Genomic DNA, 17,082 nt, shown 5'->3' with positions numbered 1-17,082 from the left:
CCAGCGGGCGCTGTGACGAGCGCCGCAGAAACGCCGAACGGCCCGCACTCCGGGGAGTGCGGGCCGTTCGGGGAACGCCGGGCGATCAGTGATCGCGGCTGCTGCTCACGTCTTCCTGGTAGGTCGCGCCACCGTCGGACTCGGCGGTGAGCGGCCGGGCGCCACCCTCCGGCGGGCCGGCGAGGGAGTGACCGGCGGCCAGCTCCGGGAACTTCAGGTCGAAGGCGGGCCGCTCGGAGCGGATCCGCGGCATGCGGTCGAAGTTACGCAGCGGCGGCGGGGTGCTGGTGGCCCACTCGAGCGAGTTGCCGTGGCCCCACGGGTCGTCGGCCGTCACGAGCTTGCCGACCTTGTACGACTTCCACACGTTGTAGATGAACGGCAGGGTCGACAGGCCGAGGATGAACGAGCCGATCGTGGAGAACGTGTTCAGGAAGGTGAACCCGTCGTCCGGCAGGTAGTCGGCGTACCGCCGGGGCATGCCCTGGGTGCCGAGCCAGTGCTGCACCAGGAACGTGCCGTGGAAGCCGATCATCGTGAGCCAGAAGTGGATCCGGGCGAGCTTCTCGTCCAGCATCCGGCCGAACATCTTCGGGAACCAGAAATAGATGCCCGAGAAGACGGCGAACACGATCGTGCCGAAGAGCACGTAGTGGAAGTGGGCGATCACGAAGTACGAGTCGGAGACGTGGAAGTCGATCGGCGGCGAGGCGAGCAGGACGCCGGACAGGCCACCGAAGAGGAACGTCACCATGAAGCCGACCGCGAAGAGCATCGGCGATTCGAAGCTGATCTGGCCGCGCCACATGGTGCCGATCCAGACGAAGAACTTCATGCCGGTCGGGACCGCGATCAGGAAGCTCAGGAACGAGAAGAACGGCAGCAGCACCTGGCCGGTGGCGAACATGTGGTGCGCCCACACCGACATCGACAGCGCGCCGATCAGCAGGGTCGCCGAGACGAGGCCCTTGTAGCCGAAGACCGGCTTGCGGCTGAACACCGGGATGACTTCGGTGATGATGCCGAAGAACGGCAGCGCGATGATGTACACCTCGGGGTGGCCGAAGAACCAGAAGAGGTGCTGCCAGAGCATCGGCCCGCCGGTCTCCACGTCGAAGACGTGGGCGCCGAGCACGCGGTCGGCGGCGAGGGCGAAGAGCGCGGCCGCCAGGAACGGGAACACCATGACCGCGAGGAGCGCGGTGACCAGCATGTTCCACGTCATGATCGGCATCCGGAACATGGTCATGCCCGGGGCGCGCAGGGTCAGGATGGTGGTGATCAGGTTCACCGAGCCGAGGATGGTGCCCAGACCCGAGATGGCCAGGCCGACCACCCACATGTTGCCGCCGACACCCGGCGAGTGCAGCGAGTTGCTCAGCGGCGTGTACGCGAACCAGCCGAAGTCGGCGGCGCCACCCGGCGTGAGGAACCCGCCGATGGTGATCAGACCGCCGAACAGGTACAGCCAGTAGGCGAAGGCGTTCAGCCGCGGGAACGACACGTCCGGCGCGCCGATCTGGATGGGCACGACGTAGTTGCCGAACGCGAACACGATCGGCGTCGCGAAGAACAGCAGCATGATCGTGCCGTGCATGGTGAAGAGCTGGTTGAACTGCTCCGGCGAGAGCACCTGCATGCCCGGCCGGGCGAGTTCGGCTCGCATCAGAAGGGCCATCAGGCCACCCACCAGGAAGAACACGAAGGCCGTGATCATGTACATGATCCCGATCTGCTTCGCGTCCGTCGTGCGCAGGATCCGAGCAAACGCCGAGCCCTTGACCTGCCGCCGCACCGGATATGGTCGGGTCGCGATCGGCGACGGCGCAACGGTCGTCACGAATTGCCTCCGTTGTCTCGTTCGTCCCTCTCGGGATATCCCGATGATCGGGCGTACTCCGGTGGCAGAATAGTCCCCCACCTACTTTCGGCCTTAGCGGGGTGACCAAAGGGCACGGCGGCCGCGCCGCCCGGTCAGACCGGCGCCACCAGCGCCCGGCAGTGATCGGTGAAGATGCGGACTCCGCGACGGCGCAACATCGGGTCGCGCAGAGCGGGTGGCACGTCCCGGGTCCGGTCCCGCTCGCGGGTCCGCTCGCGCACCTCGGCACAGCGCGGGCGGCGACGATCCTCGTACGCTCGGAGGGCCTTGGGGATGTCGCCCCCGGCCGACCGCAGCTCCTGTCCGAGCACCCAACCGTCCTCGAAGGACATCGCGGCGCCCTGGGCCAGGGTCGGCGCGGTGGCGTGCGCCGCGTCGCCGACCAGCACGACCGGTCCCTTGGACCAGGCCGGCAGGACCACCTCGTCGGTCCGGGCGACCTGCACCTTCTCGATCTTGTCGAGGATGGCCGGGACGGGGCCGGCGTACCCCTGGAAGAGCTCACGCAGGCGAGCCCGGGGGTCCTCCGGGTTGGGGGTGTCCGGCGCGGTCTCGTCGGCGTAGCAGTAGAGCCGCCGCCCGCCCATCGGCATGGCCACGAACTGCGACCGCCGGCCGAGCACCGCCGTCCAGTCGGTGAGCGGTGGGCCGCCGCTGACCACGGCGCGGTAGACGATCTGGCCGGTCGGCACGGCCGGGCCGCCCAGGCCCACCCGGTCCCGGATCATCGACCGCCGGCCGTCGGCGCCGACGACCAGGTCGTACTCCGAGATGCCGCCGCTGGCGAACTCGACCTTGGCGGCGCCGTCGACGACCTGCAGATCGCGCACCTCGGTCTCGAACCGCACCTCGCCACCGACCCCGGTGAGCAGGACCTGCTGGAGGTCGGCGCGGGAGAGCGCGCGGGACTCGCCGACCCCGGCCCAGAGGCCCGCGACGTCCATCTCGAACAGCTGGCGGCCACGCTGGTCGAGGAAGACCTGCCGGAAGATGAGATCACCGAGCGGGCGTAACGGAACGTCGAGCCCGAGCAGGCGCAACGCACGGGAGGCGTTGCCCGGAAGGTAGATGCCGGCGCCCGGGACGACGGTGGCGGGCAGGGCCTCCACCACCTCCGGACGGAAGCCGGCGACTCGCAGCCCACGGGCTGCGGCCAGGCCGGCGATGCCGGCGCCCACCACGAGGATGCGCAAGGTCATCGCACCAGCGCCTTCTTGTCGATGGATACGCGTCGGAGCCAGAACACTACCGGCGGCGACCGGCGCGGGGAACACCCTCGGTCAGCGTCTGGTCCGATTTGTACGGCAGCGGCGGCCACCCGCCAAGCAGAGTCGAGCTACTTGGACAGTCCGCACTGTCCGTCCGGTCTGGACCGTCCATTGCGGCCAGAACGGCGAACGCGCGTCCCGCACGGGCCAGGGCGACGGCCCGGCGGTGCCTGCGGAGGCGGTGCAGTGCGGTGTGCATGACCAGAGCCAACCACCGGGGTACGACATTCTCGCCCGCCGATCGAGTTACACCGGTGTAATCCGCTCCGGGTAGGGGCAGAGAATCCGGGTATGACGGACCGCCTGGACGAGTACCGCCGCAAGCGCGACGCCCGGCGCACTCCCGAGCCGGTGCCCGCTTCCCGGCCCGGGCCGAGCGGCCGGCGCCGGTTCGTCATCCAGCAGCACCACGCCCGCAGCCTGCACTGGGACGTCCGGCTGGAGCGGGACGGCGTGCTGGTGTCGTTCGCCGTGCCGCGCGGTCTGCCCCGCGACCGGGCCCGCAACAACCTGGCCAAGCACACCGAGGACCACCCGTTGGAATACCTGGACTTCGCCGGTGAGATCCCGGCCGGCCAGTACGGCGGCGGCCGGATGACGATCTTCGATCGGGGCACCTACGAGGCCGACAAGTGGCGTGACGACGAGATCGGCGTCACCTTCCACGGGGAGCGCACGAGCGGACGTTACGTCTTCTTCCGGACCGGCGACCGGGACTGGATGGTACGCCGGATGGATCCCGCCGAGCCGGGCTGGGAGCCGATGCCCGAGGCGCTGCGACCGATGCTGACCACCCCGGCCGCCGGGCTCCCCGCCGACGACCCGGACTGGGGCTATGAGATGGCGTGGGGCGGGCGGCGCGTCCTCGCGTACGTCTCCGGGGGAAGAGTGCGCCTCACCGATGCCGGCGGCGACGATGTGACCTGGTGGTTTCCGGAGATTCGGCCGTTGGGCCCGGCGCTCGCGCCGGTCGAGGCCGTGCTGGACGGGGAGATCGTCACGTTCGACGGCGCCCGGCCCGATCCCGGGCTGCTCGCCCGCCGGGAGGCGCCGAAGGACGCCGCGGCGGCGCGGCGGGCGGCCGAGCGCACGCCCGCGCACCTGCTGATCTACGACCTGTTGTGGCTGGAGGGGCACGCGACGATCGAGGTGGTCCGGTACGCCGAACGCCGTGAGCTGCTGGAGGGCCTGTCCCTGGCCGGTGACCACTGGCAGACGCCGCCCTGTTTCGCGGGTGGCGGCGAGTTCGCCCTCGAGGCGGCGCGCGATCAGGGCCTGCCGGGAATCGTCGCGAAACGCCTGGACTCCCCCTATCTGCCCGGCCATCGCAGCCGTCTGTGGCGGACGATCGACGCTTGATCGACAAGGGTCGCCCCCGCCAGAATGCGTGCGCCCATTTCCCTGCAGGCCGGTCGCCGACCGCCGATGAGTGGGTCTCACCGGGCGGCCCAGCGGAAGGTTGATCGTCAGATGCATCCCGACCTGTCCCCGACCCTGCCGGTGATCCCGGAGGTGTGCGCGGAACTGTGGGCCTCCGCGGCCCGGGTGCTCGACGCCAACTGGGTGGGTGACCACACGGTGCCGTCGCGCACGCTCTACCCGCATCAGTGGAGCTGGGACACCGCGTTCACGGCGATCGGGCTGGCCTACGTGAACCAGCCGCGCGCCTGGCGGGATCTGCGCAGCCTCTTCGCGGCCCAGTGGCCGGACGGCCGGGTGCCGCACATCGCCTTCGACCCGGACACTCCGGAGGAGGCCTACTTCCCCGGGCCCCGGTTCTGGAACGTGCCCGCCTACGCCGGCCGGCCCGCCCGCAGCAGCACCGGCCTGGTCCAGCCGCCGCTGCACGCGCTCGCCGCGTGGGAGGTCTACCGGCACGCCGCGGCGCACGGCGCGGACGCCGTCCAGCAGGCCCGGATCGAACTCGACCGGCTCTATCCCCGGCTGGTGGCGCAGCAGGAGTACCTCGGCGACCGGCGGGACGCGGGCGGCGGCGGGCTGGCGTCGATCGTGCATCCGTGGGAGTCCGGCCTGGACGACAGCCCGGCCTGGGACGAGGCGCTGGCCGCCGTGCCGGCGGACCCCGGGCTGCTGGACCGCCATCCCCGGCGGGACCTCGCGCTCTCCGACGCGGCTCACCGCCCGACCGACACGGATCATGCCCGGTACGTCGGTCTCGTTCTGGATTACCAGGCCGGGGAGTACTCCGACACCGGGCTCGCCGAACGGCACGCCTTCGTCGTCGAATGTCCCGGCTTCAACGCTGTGCTGGCCACCGCCGAACTGGCTCTCGCGCAGATCGCCGGGGTGCTGGGCCGCCCGTCCGAGGCGCGCCGGCACCGGGAGCGGGCGCGCGACGTCACGGCGGCCATCGGGCGGCGGCTGTGGAACCCGGAGACCCGCACCTTCCACGCACGTGACGTACGGACCGGGCGGCTCAGCCCGGCGCACTGCGTCTCCGGTCTGCTGCCGCTGATGCTGCCGGACCTAGAGCCGGACCAGGTCGACGGGATCCTGGCCGAGCTGCGGTCGGAACGGTTCGGGCTGCCGGCGCCCAGCCACGACCGCACCGCGCGTGAGTTCGACACCCACCGCTACTCGCGCGGCCCGGTCTGGATCAACGTGAACTGGCTGCTGCGCCGGGGTCTGCTGGTGCACGGCCGGCGGGACGAGGCGGAGGAGTTGCGCCGCCGCCTGGTCCGGTTGGTGCACCGCAACGGCCACTTCGAGTACTTCCATCCGGAGGAGGGCGGTGGCCTCGGCACGTCCGCGTTCAGCTGGACCGCCGCCCTCTGCCTGGATCTGCTGGCCGACCGGTCCGCCCCGGCCTACGCCCGGGCCGCCTAGAAGATCACCACCGAGCGGAGCACGTCGCCGGTGTGCATCTTCGCGAAGGCCTGCTCGACCTCGTCCAGCGCGATCTCCTCGGTCACGAAGGCGTCCAGGTCGAGCCGGCCCTGCCGGTAGAGCTCGGTGAGCAGTGGGAAGTCGCGGGTGGGCAGGCAGTCGCCGTACCAGCTGGACTTGAGGGCGCCGCCCCGGCCGAAGACGTCGAGCAGCGGCAGCTCGATGGTCATCTCCGGGGTGGGCACGCCGACCAGCACCACGGTCCCGGCCAGGTCGCGGGCGTAGAAGGCCTGCCGGTACGTCTCCGGCCGGCCCACCGCCTCGACCACCACGTCGGCGCCGAACCCGCCGGTCAGCTCGCGCACCCTCTCCACCACGTCGTGCTCGCGCGCGTTGACCGTGTGGGTGGCCCCGAACCCGCGGGCCCACTCCAGTTTCCGGTCGTCGGTGTCGATCGCGATGATCGTGGTCGCTCCGGCCAGGGCCGCCCCGGCCACCGCGCCGTCGCCGACCCCGCCGCAGCCGATGACCGCGACCGAGTCGCCGCGGGTGACGCCGCCGGTGTTGATGGCCGCGCCGATGCCGGCCATCACGCCGCAGCCGAGCAGGCCGACCGCCGCGGCCCGGGCCGACGGGTCGACCTTCGTGCACTGGCCGGCGTGCACCAGCGTCTTCTCCACGAACGCGCCGATGCCCAGGGCCGGGGAGAGCTCGGTGCCGTCCTCCAGCGTCATCCGCTGCGCCGCGTTGTGGGTGGCGAAGCAATACCACGGCTTGCCCTTGTGACAGGCCCGGCAGTTGCCGCAGACGGCCCGCCAGTTGAGCACCACGAAGTCGCCCGGCGCCACGTCGGTGACCCCGGCGCCGACCGCCTCGACCACCCCGGCCGCCTCGTGGCCGAGGAGGAACGGGAACTCGTCGTTGATCCCGCCCTCGCGATAGTGCAGGTCGGTGTGGCAGACCCCGCAGGCCTGGATGCGCACCACCGCCTCGCCCGGCCCTGGGTCGGGCACCACGATGGTGGCCACCTCGACCGGCTTGCCCTTCTCCCGGGCGATCACGCCCCGCACCCGCTGACTCATGCTCGTCCACGACCCTTCACCGGTGGCTGGTCCGATCAGGACAGCCTCGCAGATCTCACCGGGAAACGGGACGGGAACGAACCTCCAGTGGCGTCTCCAGCAGCGCCTCGGCGACCTTGGCGAGCTGGCGGGCCTGCGCCGGGGTGATCCGGTCGAAGATCAGTTGCTGTACGGCCTCCGCGTGCCCGGGCGCCGTCTCCACCACCTTCTCCCAGCCGGCTTCGGTGAGCACGGCGATCTGGACCCGGCCGTCCGCGGCGTCGCGTTCCCGCCGGACCCAGCCCTTCTCCTCCAGCCGGGCCACCACGTGGGAGAGCCGGGACAGCGAGGCGCTGGCCCGTTTCGCCAGCCGGCTCATCGACAGGCGGCGGTCGGACCGCTCGGAGAGGGTCATCAGGACGAGGTAGCCCATGTGGGTCAGGCCGGCGTCCCGCTGGAGCTGGGCTTCGAGCGCCGCCGGCACCCGGATGAGCACTTCGATCACCTGCCGCCAGGCTTGCTGCTGCTCATCGGTCAACCAGCGAGGCTCTTCCATGCTGGCAGGTTAGTGGCGATCGACGGCCGCGGTAGTGGCCGGACAGCCGAGATCCACAGATGGCGTAACGGATCAGCCCTGGATTCGATCGACTTACGTGAACCTGGCCGGGTACGCTGTCCGGGGACTTTCACCCCGACACGGCGCCGGAACCGGCTGGCTGGGGGGCCTCGGCCGGTTCCGGCGCCGTGTGCCTAAGGGTCCTTCTATTCGGTGGGCGGCTCGTCCTTGCCCGCCTCCTCGGCCGCGTCGGCCTCCTCCTTGGTCTTGTGCACCGCGCCGTCGGCGTGCTCCGGCGGGCCGTAGACCGTGTAGAGGACCAGCGGGTTCGGCCCCTCATTGAGGAAGTTGTGCTTCTTGCCGGCGGGCACGACCACCAGGTCCCCCTGCTCGACCTTGCGGGTCTGGCCGCCGACGACGGCCTTGCCGATCCCGCTCACGAAGGTCAGGATCTGGTCCACCTCGTGGATCTCCTCGCCGATCTCGCCGCCCGGCGGGACCGTCATGATCACGAGCTGGGTGTGCTTCCCGGTCCAGAGCACACGGCGGAAATCGGGGCTCTGCTCAGCGACAGTGGCAATCGTGAAGTGCTCCATGTCCGGACGTTACCCGGGTCAGGCCCTCCGCAATCGGCCCGGCTGAACCGGCGCCGGACGGCCGATGAGATAGCCCTGCACGTAGTCCACGCCGAGCTCCCGCAGCATCCGCAGGGTGGCCTCGTCCTGCACGAACTCGGCGACGGTGTGGATGCCGTACGCCTGGCAGACCTGCACCAGCGCCCGGACCAGCACCTGATCCTGCGGGTTGTCGACCAGGTCGACCACGTACTCCCCGTCGATCTTGACCAGGTCGATCGGGAAGAGCCGCAGGTAGCGGAACGAGGCGTAGCCGGAGCCGAAGTCGTCCAGCGCCAGACCGCAGCCCAGGTCGCGGACCCGGTCGGCGAACCGGCGGGCCTCGCTCAGGTTGCCGATCAGCGCCGTCTCGGTGATCTCGAAGGTGAGCTGCGCCGGATCCACCCGGTAGCGGTCCAGCAGCTTCTCCACCTCGTTGGTCAGCCGCGGATCGCCGACCGACCGGCCGGACAGGTTGACCTGCAGGCACAGGCCGGGCTGCTCGGCGGCGAGCCGCATGGCCCGCTCCACCACCCAGAGGTCGATGTCGAAGACCGCGTCGAGCCGCTCGGCGGCGTCCAGCACCTGGATCGGCGACTGCGGGCCGTCGCTCTCGTCGATCACCCGTAGCAGCAGCTCGTGCCGGGTCACCCGGTTGGTCTGCAACTCCAGGATCGGCTGCGCGTAGAGGGTGAACCGGTCGGTGCCGAGCGCGTCGGCGACCCGGGAGCGGTAGGAGCCCTGCCGGTCGCGGACCGGGACCGGGTGTGCCACCAGGGTCAGCGGGCGGTCCGCCTCCCGGGACTGCCGCCAGGCCTGTTCGGCATCGATCAGCAGGCCGTGGCTGCCGGCCTCGGCGTCCTGCTCGAACCGGACCAGGCCACCCCAGACGCACGCCTGCTCGCGCAGCGCCTCGATCAGCACCCGGGCCTGCTCACGGGCGGCCCGCCAGGTGGTCCGGGCGAACAGCACGGCGATCTCGTTGGGGCCGACCCGTCCGAGCAGGTGCTCCGGGCGGACCTGGTCCTCGAGCAGCCGGGCGGTGCGGTGCAGAAGATCGGCGTTGTGCTCCGGTCGTACCCCGTCGGTTTCTCCGGCCTGGACCCGGAGCACCAGGAGCGCGCCCCCGGCTCCGCGCAGAGCGCGGTCGACCTCGTCGGCGAACCGCGCCCGGGTGAGCAGGCCGGTGGCCGGATCCGGCTCGACGAGCGAGGCCTGGACGGTCTCGCCGCGCCGGGTGAGGCGGGCCGACTCGCGGCGGGCCCGCTCGCGGGCCGAGACGTCGCGGATCGTGCCGCGGATGCCGCGCACCGTGCCGTCCGGCCCGGCCATCGGTTCGAGGGTGCAGTCGACGTCGAACCAGCCGCCGTCGGCACGCATCAGCCGGACCGTGATGAGCACGGTGTTCTGGCTGGTCCAGGCTTCGGTGATGGCGCCCAGAGCCTTGGCGTGGTCGTCGCGGTGGACGTGGCGGGCGAGGATCTGCCGGGTCATCCCGGTCTCGTTGGGGGCGCGGCCGACCATCGCGGAGAGCGCCGCGGACCAGACGATCTGGTCACCGGCGGCGGTGTACGTGAACCACGCGGCCCGGTCGTCGGCGGGCTGCCGTGGCTCCGGCAGGGTGTGCGGCGGCGCGGGAGTCCAGAGCTCCCGTTCTTCGGGCACCGTCATATGCCGCCACCTCCCCCCTTGTGCACGGCTGTTCCCGCAGCCACCAAGACCCTCACCTATTACGACCTGTCACCGGGCCGTAGTAACAGTGGACGCAAGCGTCAAAGTTTTGACGTATCCGCAGGCAAGGCCAGGAGCAGGGAATTATCGCCCATCCAGAGCAACGAAACAACCGAATGGACGACCTCGTTCCCTTACAATTCCACCGAAAAAGCCTCGCCAACTCCATGACAGACAGTCACTACGTGTATTTGCTGTAGAACCTTCCGCATTTCCCTACCTGAATCCAGGCTCGAACATGCACCCAGCGCGACGGCGATCACGCGGTGCGTGACGGATCAGTCGCCGTCGACCGTGGTGATCTCCAGCTCACCGATCCGCTGCCAGACCGGACGGATCGCCACCTCCGGCTCGCGCGCGAAGACACTGCCACGGATGCGGACGAAGACGCAATTCCCCACCCGTTCCAGCACGGACTGCCGCCGCATGTCGCTCTCCCACTGCTCCGGCCCGCGGTAGGTGTCGCCGTCACACTCGATCGCCAGCCGCCGGCCGTCCGGCGCGTTCAGCACGAAGTCGATCCGGTAGTCCCCGATCCGGAACTGCGGAATCGGCCGGTACCCGCGACCCACCAGAAGCTTGAGCACGTCCCTCTCGAAATCGGTCTCGCAGTGCACGGCCGGATCGGCCGCCGCGGCCTCGGCGGGCAGATCGACGGCGTACGACAGGAGCCGTCCCCGGGCGTCGTCGGCGAGCAGTGCCCCGGGCCGCACCGAGTGGAAGATCCAGAGCTGGTCCCGGGCCCGGGAGGCGGCCACGTTGATCCGCCGGTGGTAGTCGCGCTTGGTGAACGCCGCGATCCTGGGGTCCCGCTCCGACACCACGGTGGAGATCAGCACCACGTCACGTTCGTCGCCCTGGAACGTGTACGCGTCACCCACCCGCAGCCGCCGTGCCTGGATCTCGTCCTCGCCGATCGCCTCGCGCAGCTGCTCCAGCAGGTAGGCGGCCTGCCCGCTGCTGGAGAGCAGGCTGATCACCCCGAGGGTGCGGCCGTCGTACCGCGGATCGGCCACGATCTTGGTGACCCGGTCGACCAGCGCGGTGGCCTCCTCCAGGTTCACGTCGCCGTACCCGGCCAGCGGCCGGCGTTCCCCGCTCTCGCAGAACACCGTCTGGATCGGGGGCAGCGACGGACGGTCCGCCCGCAACGGCCGGATCCTGCCGTCGTAGTAGTGCCGCGACGAGAACTCGATGATCTGCGGGACACAGCGGAAGTGCTCGGTCAGCAGGATCCGCTCCGGTGAACGGCGGACCGCGTGGTCGTACAGGGAGGACTCGGGGTCGAAGTGCTCGGCCGAGGGCACCCCGTCCAGGTGCCGCCGGATCAGGCCGGCGACCGAGCCGACGAACCCCAGCTGCGGGCCGATCTGCTGGTCGTCGCCGACCACCACGGCCCGCTCGGCGAGCGTCAGCACCGGCAGCGAGAAGAGATCCGCCTGGGACGCCTCGTCGACGATCACCACGTCGAACCGGGCGCCACCGGCGAACTGTTCGATCGCCCGGTCCACCGACATGACCCAGACCGGCACCGCCGACACGGCCGACTCCATGGCCCGCTGCGCGTGCGCCTGCCAGGCCGCGGCGCCCCGCCCGGTGCCCTTGCCGATCTTGCGCAGCGCGGTGGCCCAGTCGGCCAGCGCGGCCCGGCGGCGGTCGTCCAGCGCCCGGGACACCTCCAGCCACGCCGACGCCACCACCAGCTCGGCGGTCAGGCTGCGGATCCGGGACCGGGCCCGCTCCACCCGGCGGGCCAGCACCGCCGGATCGACCTCGCCGACCACCCCGTCGAACCAGGTCTGGGCGCGCCGCCACTCCCACGCCGACAGGACCGCCTGACCGGAGAGCACCGGATGATCGCCGGCCGCGATCATCGCGGCCCACTCCGGCGCGGCCGCCACGAGCCGGTGGAAGGCGGCGTCGAACCGCATCACGTCCGGCTGGAGCAGCACCAGCCGGCGCACCTCACCGATCGCGGCGTCCCAGTCCTCCAGGGTGCGCCACGACTCGGCCAGCTCCGGCCAGGCCGCCACCCGCTCGGCGACCGCCTGCTCCACGGCCCGCGCCTGCTCCAGGCCGAACACCTCGGCCGCCGCCTCGCACGCGTCGGCGACCACGGTCAGGCCGGCGGCGTCCACCGTCAACTCCCGCTGCGGCATCAACGGGGCGATCCGCCGGGCCAGCGGCGGCCAGCGGTTCAGATCGAAGTCGAGGGACTGGTTCGCCTCGGCGAGAAGGGTGCCGGCCCACACCTCCGGATCACCCCAGCCGCCCGGCGGCTCCGGGACCCGCAACCGTTCCACCCACTCCGACCAGGCGTCACCCAGTCGGCGGCGGGTCTGCTCACGGCGTACGCCCGCGGCCGCCAGATCGACGTCGGCCACCGTACGCAACGGCTCCCCGTCCACCCGGACCTCGTCGGCCAGCCGAAACAGACCGGCCTGGAGCAGGCGGTTCAGGCCCTTCCCGGCGGCGAACCGCTGACGGATCTCGGCCAGCCGGGACAGCAGCAGCTTCGGCTCCGCCAGGATCGGGCCGGGAATCACGATCCGGTGCCCGGTCACCTCCCGGGCCAGAGTGGTCAGCTCGGCGAAGAGCGACTCGGTGGTCACCACCTGGTCGTTCCACAGGGTGCGCCAATGCGGGTCGTCCAGCAGCCGGCCGAGACGGTCGGTCCAGGTGCCCTCGCGGCGCTTCAGCCAGGACACCGCCTCCCGCAGGTCGGCCACCAGGTCCGACATGCCGGTCCGGCGCTCACCGCGTACCGCTGTCATGTCGACGCCCTGATCCGCCAAGAGCGACATGCGCTCCTCGGTCTCCGCGATCCTCGCCCGGGCGGCGGCCGCGGAAGCGGCGTCCGGAAGGTCCGAGATCTCCGGAAGCGGGCGCATCGCGGCCGCACGATCCTCCGGCGTCAGCCGGGCGGCCAGCTTCAGCAGAGTGGCGAACTCCTCGATGGTCAGCGGCGGCGGACCGGACACCGGATCCGGGATGCCGCCGTGCGCGGCGGCGCGCTCCCGCAGCCACGCGCCCACCTCGGCGGGCATCAGAGCAACCCCACCGATCTGGTACGTCTGAGCCTCGCTCTCGGCGATCAGCCGCAACCCGGCCATGGCCGCCGCCAGCTCCCGCTCCGCCTCCTCCAGATTGCGGGTCAGCAGATCCACCCGGCGGCTCTCGGCGTCCTTGTCCAAAGTGGCGGCCCGGTCCGACAACTCCCGTGCCGCCAGCTGCAACTGCACCAGCTGATCCGTGGTCCGCCCGAGAACGGCGAGGCAGAGCGGCTGCACCTCCTCGGGAAGACCGTCCCGGAGCACCCGCAGCGGCTCCTCCTTCTGCGCGACCACCAGCACCCGCTTGCCGTTCGCCATCAGATGGCAGATCAGATTGCGGATCGTGTGCGTCTTGCCGGTGCCCGGCGGGCCCTGCACCGCGACGTTGCGATGGTGGGCGAGGCGGCGCGCGATCGACTCCTGCGCCTCGTTCGTCGGCAGCGGCATGAGCAGCCGCTCCCCCACCCGCTCCCAGGTCTCCGGCCGGTCGTCCGGCATCAGCAGACGGCTCGGCTCGTGCGCCACCACCGCGGCCAGCGCACCCACCCGGTGCACGTCGCCGCCGGTGAGACCGTCGCGCAGACTCTCCAGGAAGCCGCGAAGGTGACGCTGCCGGGGCCGGGCGAAGAGCACGGCGACATCCCGGATGAACGTCCCCTCCGCCGGCTTCCCGTCCGGCGCGTCCACGATCACCCGGTCGAAACCCAGCCGGGAGAGGGCGCGTTCGAACAGCTCACGGCGGTCGGCGTCGGTCCAGAGATCGACCTCGACGGTGCCGCCCGGTCCGGTCAGAGCGGCCAGCTGGGCCAGGTGGCGATCGTCCAGCCCGGCGAGAGCCTCCACCTGCAGGCGGGACGGGCCGGCCGGGGAGACGGTGATCAACGCGCGGTCGGCGTCGTACTCGATCAGGACCGGAGTGGCGACCAGCGGATAGCGGACCCGGGCGCCGTCGATCACCGTCTCCACGATGCCGTGGCCCCACACCAGCTCGGTGGTGGCGGTGGCCATGTCCAGCTGATGCATCCGGTCGAAGAGGCGGCGGTGCAGCTCCCGGGTCTGTTCGGCGGCCCCCGTGAGCAGTGACCAGGGTCGCCAGACCTCGTCGCGCCAGGTCTCGAAGTCGTCGCCGGCGCCTGCCTCGGCCGGCTCCCCGATCCGCGCCGCGCCCGGCCCGGCCGGCTCCCCGATCCGCTCCGTGCCCGCCTCGGCCGGCTCCCCGTCCCGCGCCGCGCCCGGCCCGGCCGGCTCCCCGTCCCGCTCCGTGCCCGCCTCGGCAGGCTCCCCGATCCGCTTCCCGTTCCGCTCCGCGCTCGCCCCCGTCGGCTCCGCGGTCGGTTCGGCGCCCGCGAGCACCTCACCGCGCAGCCGCCGGCGCAGCGCGGCCGGGACCGGCACCGGACCGGGCAGCTCGGGACGGCCGACGCGGAGCCAGGAGGAGCCGTCGGCGCCCGGGCCGATCTGGCACTCCGGGTGCCGGGGCAGCGTGTGCAGCCAGTGCGCGTCGGCCGGCACGGTGCGCGCCGGACGGTCCATCTGGGCCCGGACGGCGAGCAGATAGTCGGCGACCGCAACGGCCCGATCCCGGATCGTGGAGGGCGATTCGCGCTGCTCGGCCATCCTCGGGAGTCTAGGCCGTGAGATTGATCCTGTGAGTGTGCGTACCAGCCTGTTCCGGGGGCGGCGCGCAGGCATGAGGAACCGCTAAGGTGACGCCCGCTGATCTTGCATCGATGGTCTTGGGGATACACGTGAATCAGGGGTGGGCGGAGTTGGACGGCAACGGTCACTATTGGCCGGCGCAGCCGCCGGCGATTCCGCCGTCGTACTACGCCATGCCGGACGACCCGCTGGTCAGCCCGAACTACGAGGGCTGGTGGGCGCGGGCCGGAGCACTGGCGAAGAAGATCTGGAAGCCGGCGCTGAAGCTGAACGCGGTCGCCCTCCTGCCGCTGCTCGCGCTCACCGTGCCCGCCAACGTCATGCTGACCACCGAGCAGCGGGAGCTCCAGACGGCGACGCTCGACCAGGCCAACCCGCCGGACATGTCGACCCTGACCGAATTCCTGACGGCGGCCGGCTGGCTCCTGGCCGCCACCATGGTCGCCGCGCTGGTGTCCGCGGTGGTCACCGCGGCCACCGTCCGGCTCGTCGTCCTCGCGGCCACCGGTCAGCCGGTCAGCCTGCGGGAGGCGCTCCGCACCGCGCTGCGCCGCGGCCCGGCGGTGATCGGATGGCAGATCCTCGGCGGCCTTCTCGGCGCCCTGGCGTTCCTCGCCTGCTTCCTGCCGATCCTGTACGTCGGTGCGGCGCTCATGATCCTCCCGGTGGTGGTCACCATCGAGCGGGGCGTGGGCATCGGGCGCAGTTTCTCCCTCTTCCACGCCGACATCGGCGCCAGCCTGGCCCGCGTCGGCAGCATCTGGGCGGTCACCATCGGCGCCTCGATGGTGCTGGCCGCGACCGGGACCGTGCTGGAGCTGACCGTCGGCGGGACGCCCGGCGTGGTGGTGTCCAGCCTGTGGAGCGGGCTGTACTACCTGGTCGCCGGCATCTACATCACACCGCTGCTGGTCACCGCGTACGCGGACATGCGGGCACGCCGTGAGCCCTTCTCCACCGCCTACCTCACACCGGAAGCCGAGCGCCCCGCCGCCTGATCCCCCCGCCACCCACCTCGCGATCCCCACACTCCCGCGGAATCGCCTGGCCCGGCCGTCGAAAAGGCCGCGGGCTGCCCCTTGGAGGAGCAGCCCGCGGCCTTTTCGGTCTCTGGTCAGGGGAACTGCATGCGGCGCGGCCGGGGGATCACCGGCGGCGGAAGCGGCAGGTCGTCGAGGTGGCTCCAGTTGAGGGTGCCGTTGTCGGTGGACTTGATCTCGCCGAGGCAGGCGCGGAGCAGACCCAGGTTGGGCGCCCCCGCATATCCGGCGATGATCACCTCGGGTTTCGGCTCGATGCCGGCGATCGCCGCGCAGATCTTGGCGACCTCCCGCTCGTCGACGGCGTCGAGCGGCAGCGGGGCCTCGACCGGGGAGCGTCGCCACGGCGGGCCGAAGCGGCGCAGGAGTTCGCGGGCGAGGCGGCCGAACGAGCGGCCCACCTCGGCGTCCCGCATGGAGATCCGGGCGGACTGGCCGTAGCACCACGGCACGACCACATGCCCGTTGATCAGGACCAGCTGATAGACCGAGCGCGGCACGCTGATGATCTCGGCCCCGGGCAGCGTGCCCAGGAAGAGGACCAGCTCCTCGTATGGAAGAGGCCAGCGGGGATTGGCGAGCACACGCTCCATGGTCTGCGTCATGGCTGGGTGAGCGTGCACCTCGCGGTCGATCGCCGTGCTCAAGGCCTCCGGCACCCGGGTCCACAGCTCGTCGGCGACCTTGTCGCCGAACTGCTCGATCAGCCAATCGCTCGGACCGACGAGAACGTCTGGACGCATTCTCCACCACCACCGTCCGTGATGCCGACGTCACTGCTGGCTAGAAGAGTTGCACTTCCAATGATCGACTGGAAGGGGCAACGGCGAGATCACAAAAACAACCTTGAATGAAATCGAGCATGTCGATCAACGCTTTGCCACAACGATGGAGCGGCGGCGCGGCGAACCCCGAAACGTGCAACTTGCGCGACGAAGGGAGCGCGCAAGTTGCACGCTCGCTTCACTATTCGCCGACACTTGACAGTGAAGCCGAGAGTTATTTCCGTGCGGTGACACACAGGCAAACATCGTTTCACAAAGCGTGATCAAATAACGCGTGACCTGCGACAGCACGAGTTGATCGATCGCTCGGCCACCCCGTCGGCGCGCCCTCGAAGCCTTGAAATGCGTTGCAGTACGCGCGTCCCTTTTCACCATCCGCCCGGCCGGCCGCGACCCGCGCGGTCCGCCGCCGGGCGACCCCGTCAACGGATCGAGGCCAACTGTCGGATACCCGTCACTTCGCTCATGAAGCGAGCGGGTGGAGCGGGAAACGCTCTCCGACACGAGGCTGGTCACGCCTAGCCGATCATGTGTCGCACGGTCCGGCGCCGCTCCACCCGGACGCGCGGCGGCTGTCGTGTTGCTC

11 protein-coding genes are annotated in these 17,082 nt (G+C 71.1%); 3 read left to right on the top strand and 8 right to left on the bottom strand.

The window, feature by feature from the left end; all coding sequences use genetic code 11:
* Positions 1 to 85: 85 nt before the first annotated feature.
* Entirely contained in the window at positions 86 to 1,840 is a 1,755-nt protein-coding gene (gene ctaD, locus J5X75_RS19375) for an aa3-type cytochrome oxidase subunit I (protein ID WP_208468812.1), read from the bottom strand.
* Positions 1,841 to 1,974: 134 nt separating this feature from the next.
* Entirely contained in the window at positions 1,975 to 3,081 is a 1,107-nt protein-coding gene (locus J5X75_RS19370; protein WP_208468811.1) for an FAD-dependent monooxygenase, read from the bottom strand.
* A 360-nt stretch (positions 3,082 to 3,441) separates the two neighbouring features.
* On the opposite strand from J5X75_RS19370, the gene J5X75_RS19365 reads away from it, so the two are divergent.
* Together J5X75_RS19365 and J5X75_RS19360 are read left to right on the top strand one after the other, a co-directional pair.
* Entirely contained in the window at positions 3,442 to 4,509 is a 1,068-nt protein-coding gene (locus J5X75_RS19365) for a DNA polymerase ligase N-terminal domain-containing protein (RefSeq protein ID WP_208468810.1), read from the top strand.
* A 111-nt stretch (positions 4,510 to 4,620) separates the two neighbouring features.
* Positions 4,621 to 5,997, top strand: coding sequence for an MGH1-like glycoside hydrolase domain-containing protein (locus J5X75_RS19360; RefSeq protein WP_238488531.1), 1,377 nt, complete (start codon positions 4,621 to 4,623; stop codon positions 5,995 to 5,997).
* On the opposite strand, the gene J5X75_RS19355 is transcribed toward J5X75_RS19360, so the two are convergent.
* From J5X75_RS19355 to J5X75_RS19335, 5 genes are all read right to left on the bottom strand, one after another.
* Positions 5,994 to 7,079 carry an S-(hydroxymethyl)mycothiol dehydrogenase gene (locus tag J5X75_RS19355; protein ID WP_208468808.1) on the bottom strand — a complete coding sequence of 362 codons (1,086 nt, stop codon included), beginning with the start codon at positions 7,077 to 7,079 and terminating at the stop codon, positions 5,994 to 5,996. The two genes, J5X75_RS19360 and J5X75_RS19355, sit on opposite strands and share 4 nt — an antisense overlap.
* A 55-nt stretch (positions 7,080 to 7,134) precedes the next feature.
* The gene (locus J5X75_RS19350) at positions 7,135 to 7,614 is read right to left on the bottom strand and encodes a MarR family winged helix-turn-helix transcriptional regulator (RefSeq protein ID WP_208468807.1); all 480 of its coding nucleotides are present in this window, start codon (positions 7,612 to 7,614) and stop codon (positions 7,135 to 7,137) included.
* A gap of 206 nt (positions 7,615 to 7,820) precedes the next feature.
* The gene (locus J5X75_RS19345) at positions 7,821 to 8,210 is read right to left on the bottom strand and encodes a cupin domain-containing protein (RefSeq protein WP_208468806.1); all 390 of its coding nucleotides are present in this window, start codon (positions 8,208 to 8,210) and stop codon (positions 7,821 to 7,823) included.
* Positions 8,211 to 8,228: 18 nt separating this feature from the next.
* On the bottom strand, positions 8,229 to 9,899 hold the full coding sequence (locus J5X75_RS19340; RefSeq protein WP_208468805.1) for an EAL domain-containing protein: 1,671 nt from the start codon (positions 9,897 to 9,899) through the stop codon (positions 8,229 to 8,231).
* 338 nt (positions 9,900 to 10,237) lie between these two features.
* The gene (locus J5X75_RS19335; protein WP_238488528.1) at positions 10,238 to 14,629 is read right to left on the bottom strand and encodes a PDDEXK-like endonuclease domain-containing protein; all 4,392 of its coding nucleotides are present in this window, start codon (positions 14,627 to 14,629) and stop codon (positions 10,238 to 10,240) included.
* A 131-nt stretch (positions 14,630 to 14,760) separates the two neighbouring features.
* On the opposite strand from J5X75_RS19335, the gene J5X75_RS19330 reads away from it, so the two are divergent.
* Positions 14,761 to 15,669, top strand: a complete 909-nt coding sequence (locus J5X75_RS19330; RefSeq protein ID WP_208468804.1) for a hypothetical protein — start codon at positions 14,761 to 14,763, stop codon at positions 15,667 to 15,669.
* Between the two features lie 116 nt (positions 15,670 to 15,785).
* On the opposite strand, the gene J5X75_RS19325 is transcribed toward J5X75_RS19330, so the two are convergent.
* A complete protein-coding gene (locus tag J5X75_RS19325) occupies positions 15,786 to 16,454 on the bottom strand; it encodes a hypothetical protein (RefSeq protein WP_183224913.1) in 669 nt (222 codons plus the stop codon).
* Positions 16,455 to 17,082 lie beyond the last annotated feature (628 nt).

The sequence above is a fragment of the Actinoplanes flavus genome, assembly GCF_017592555.1.
Lineage (GTDB): Bacteria > Actinomycetota > Actinomycetes > Mycobacteriales > Micromonosporaceae > Actinoplanes > Actinoplanes flavus.
Note: the sequence above shows the minus strand (reverse complement) of the source record. Positions and strands in the feature narration are given on the sequence as shown.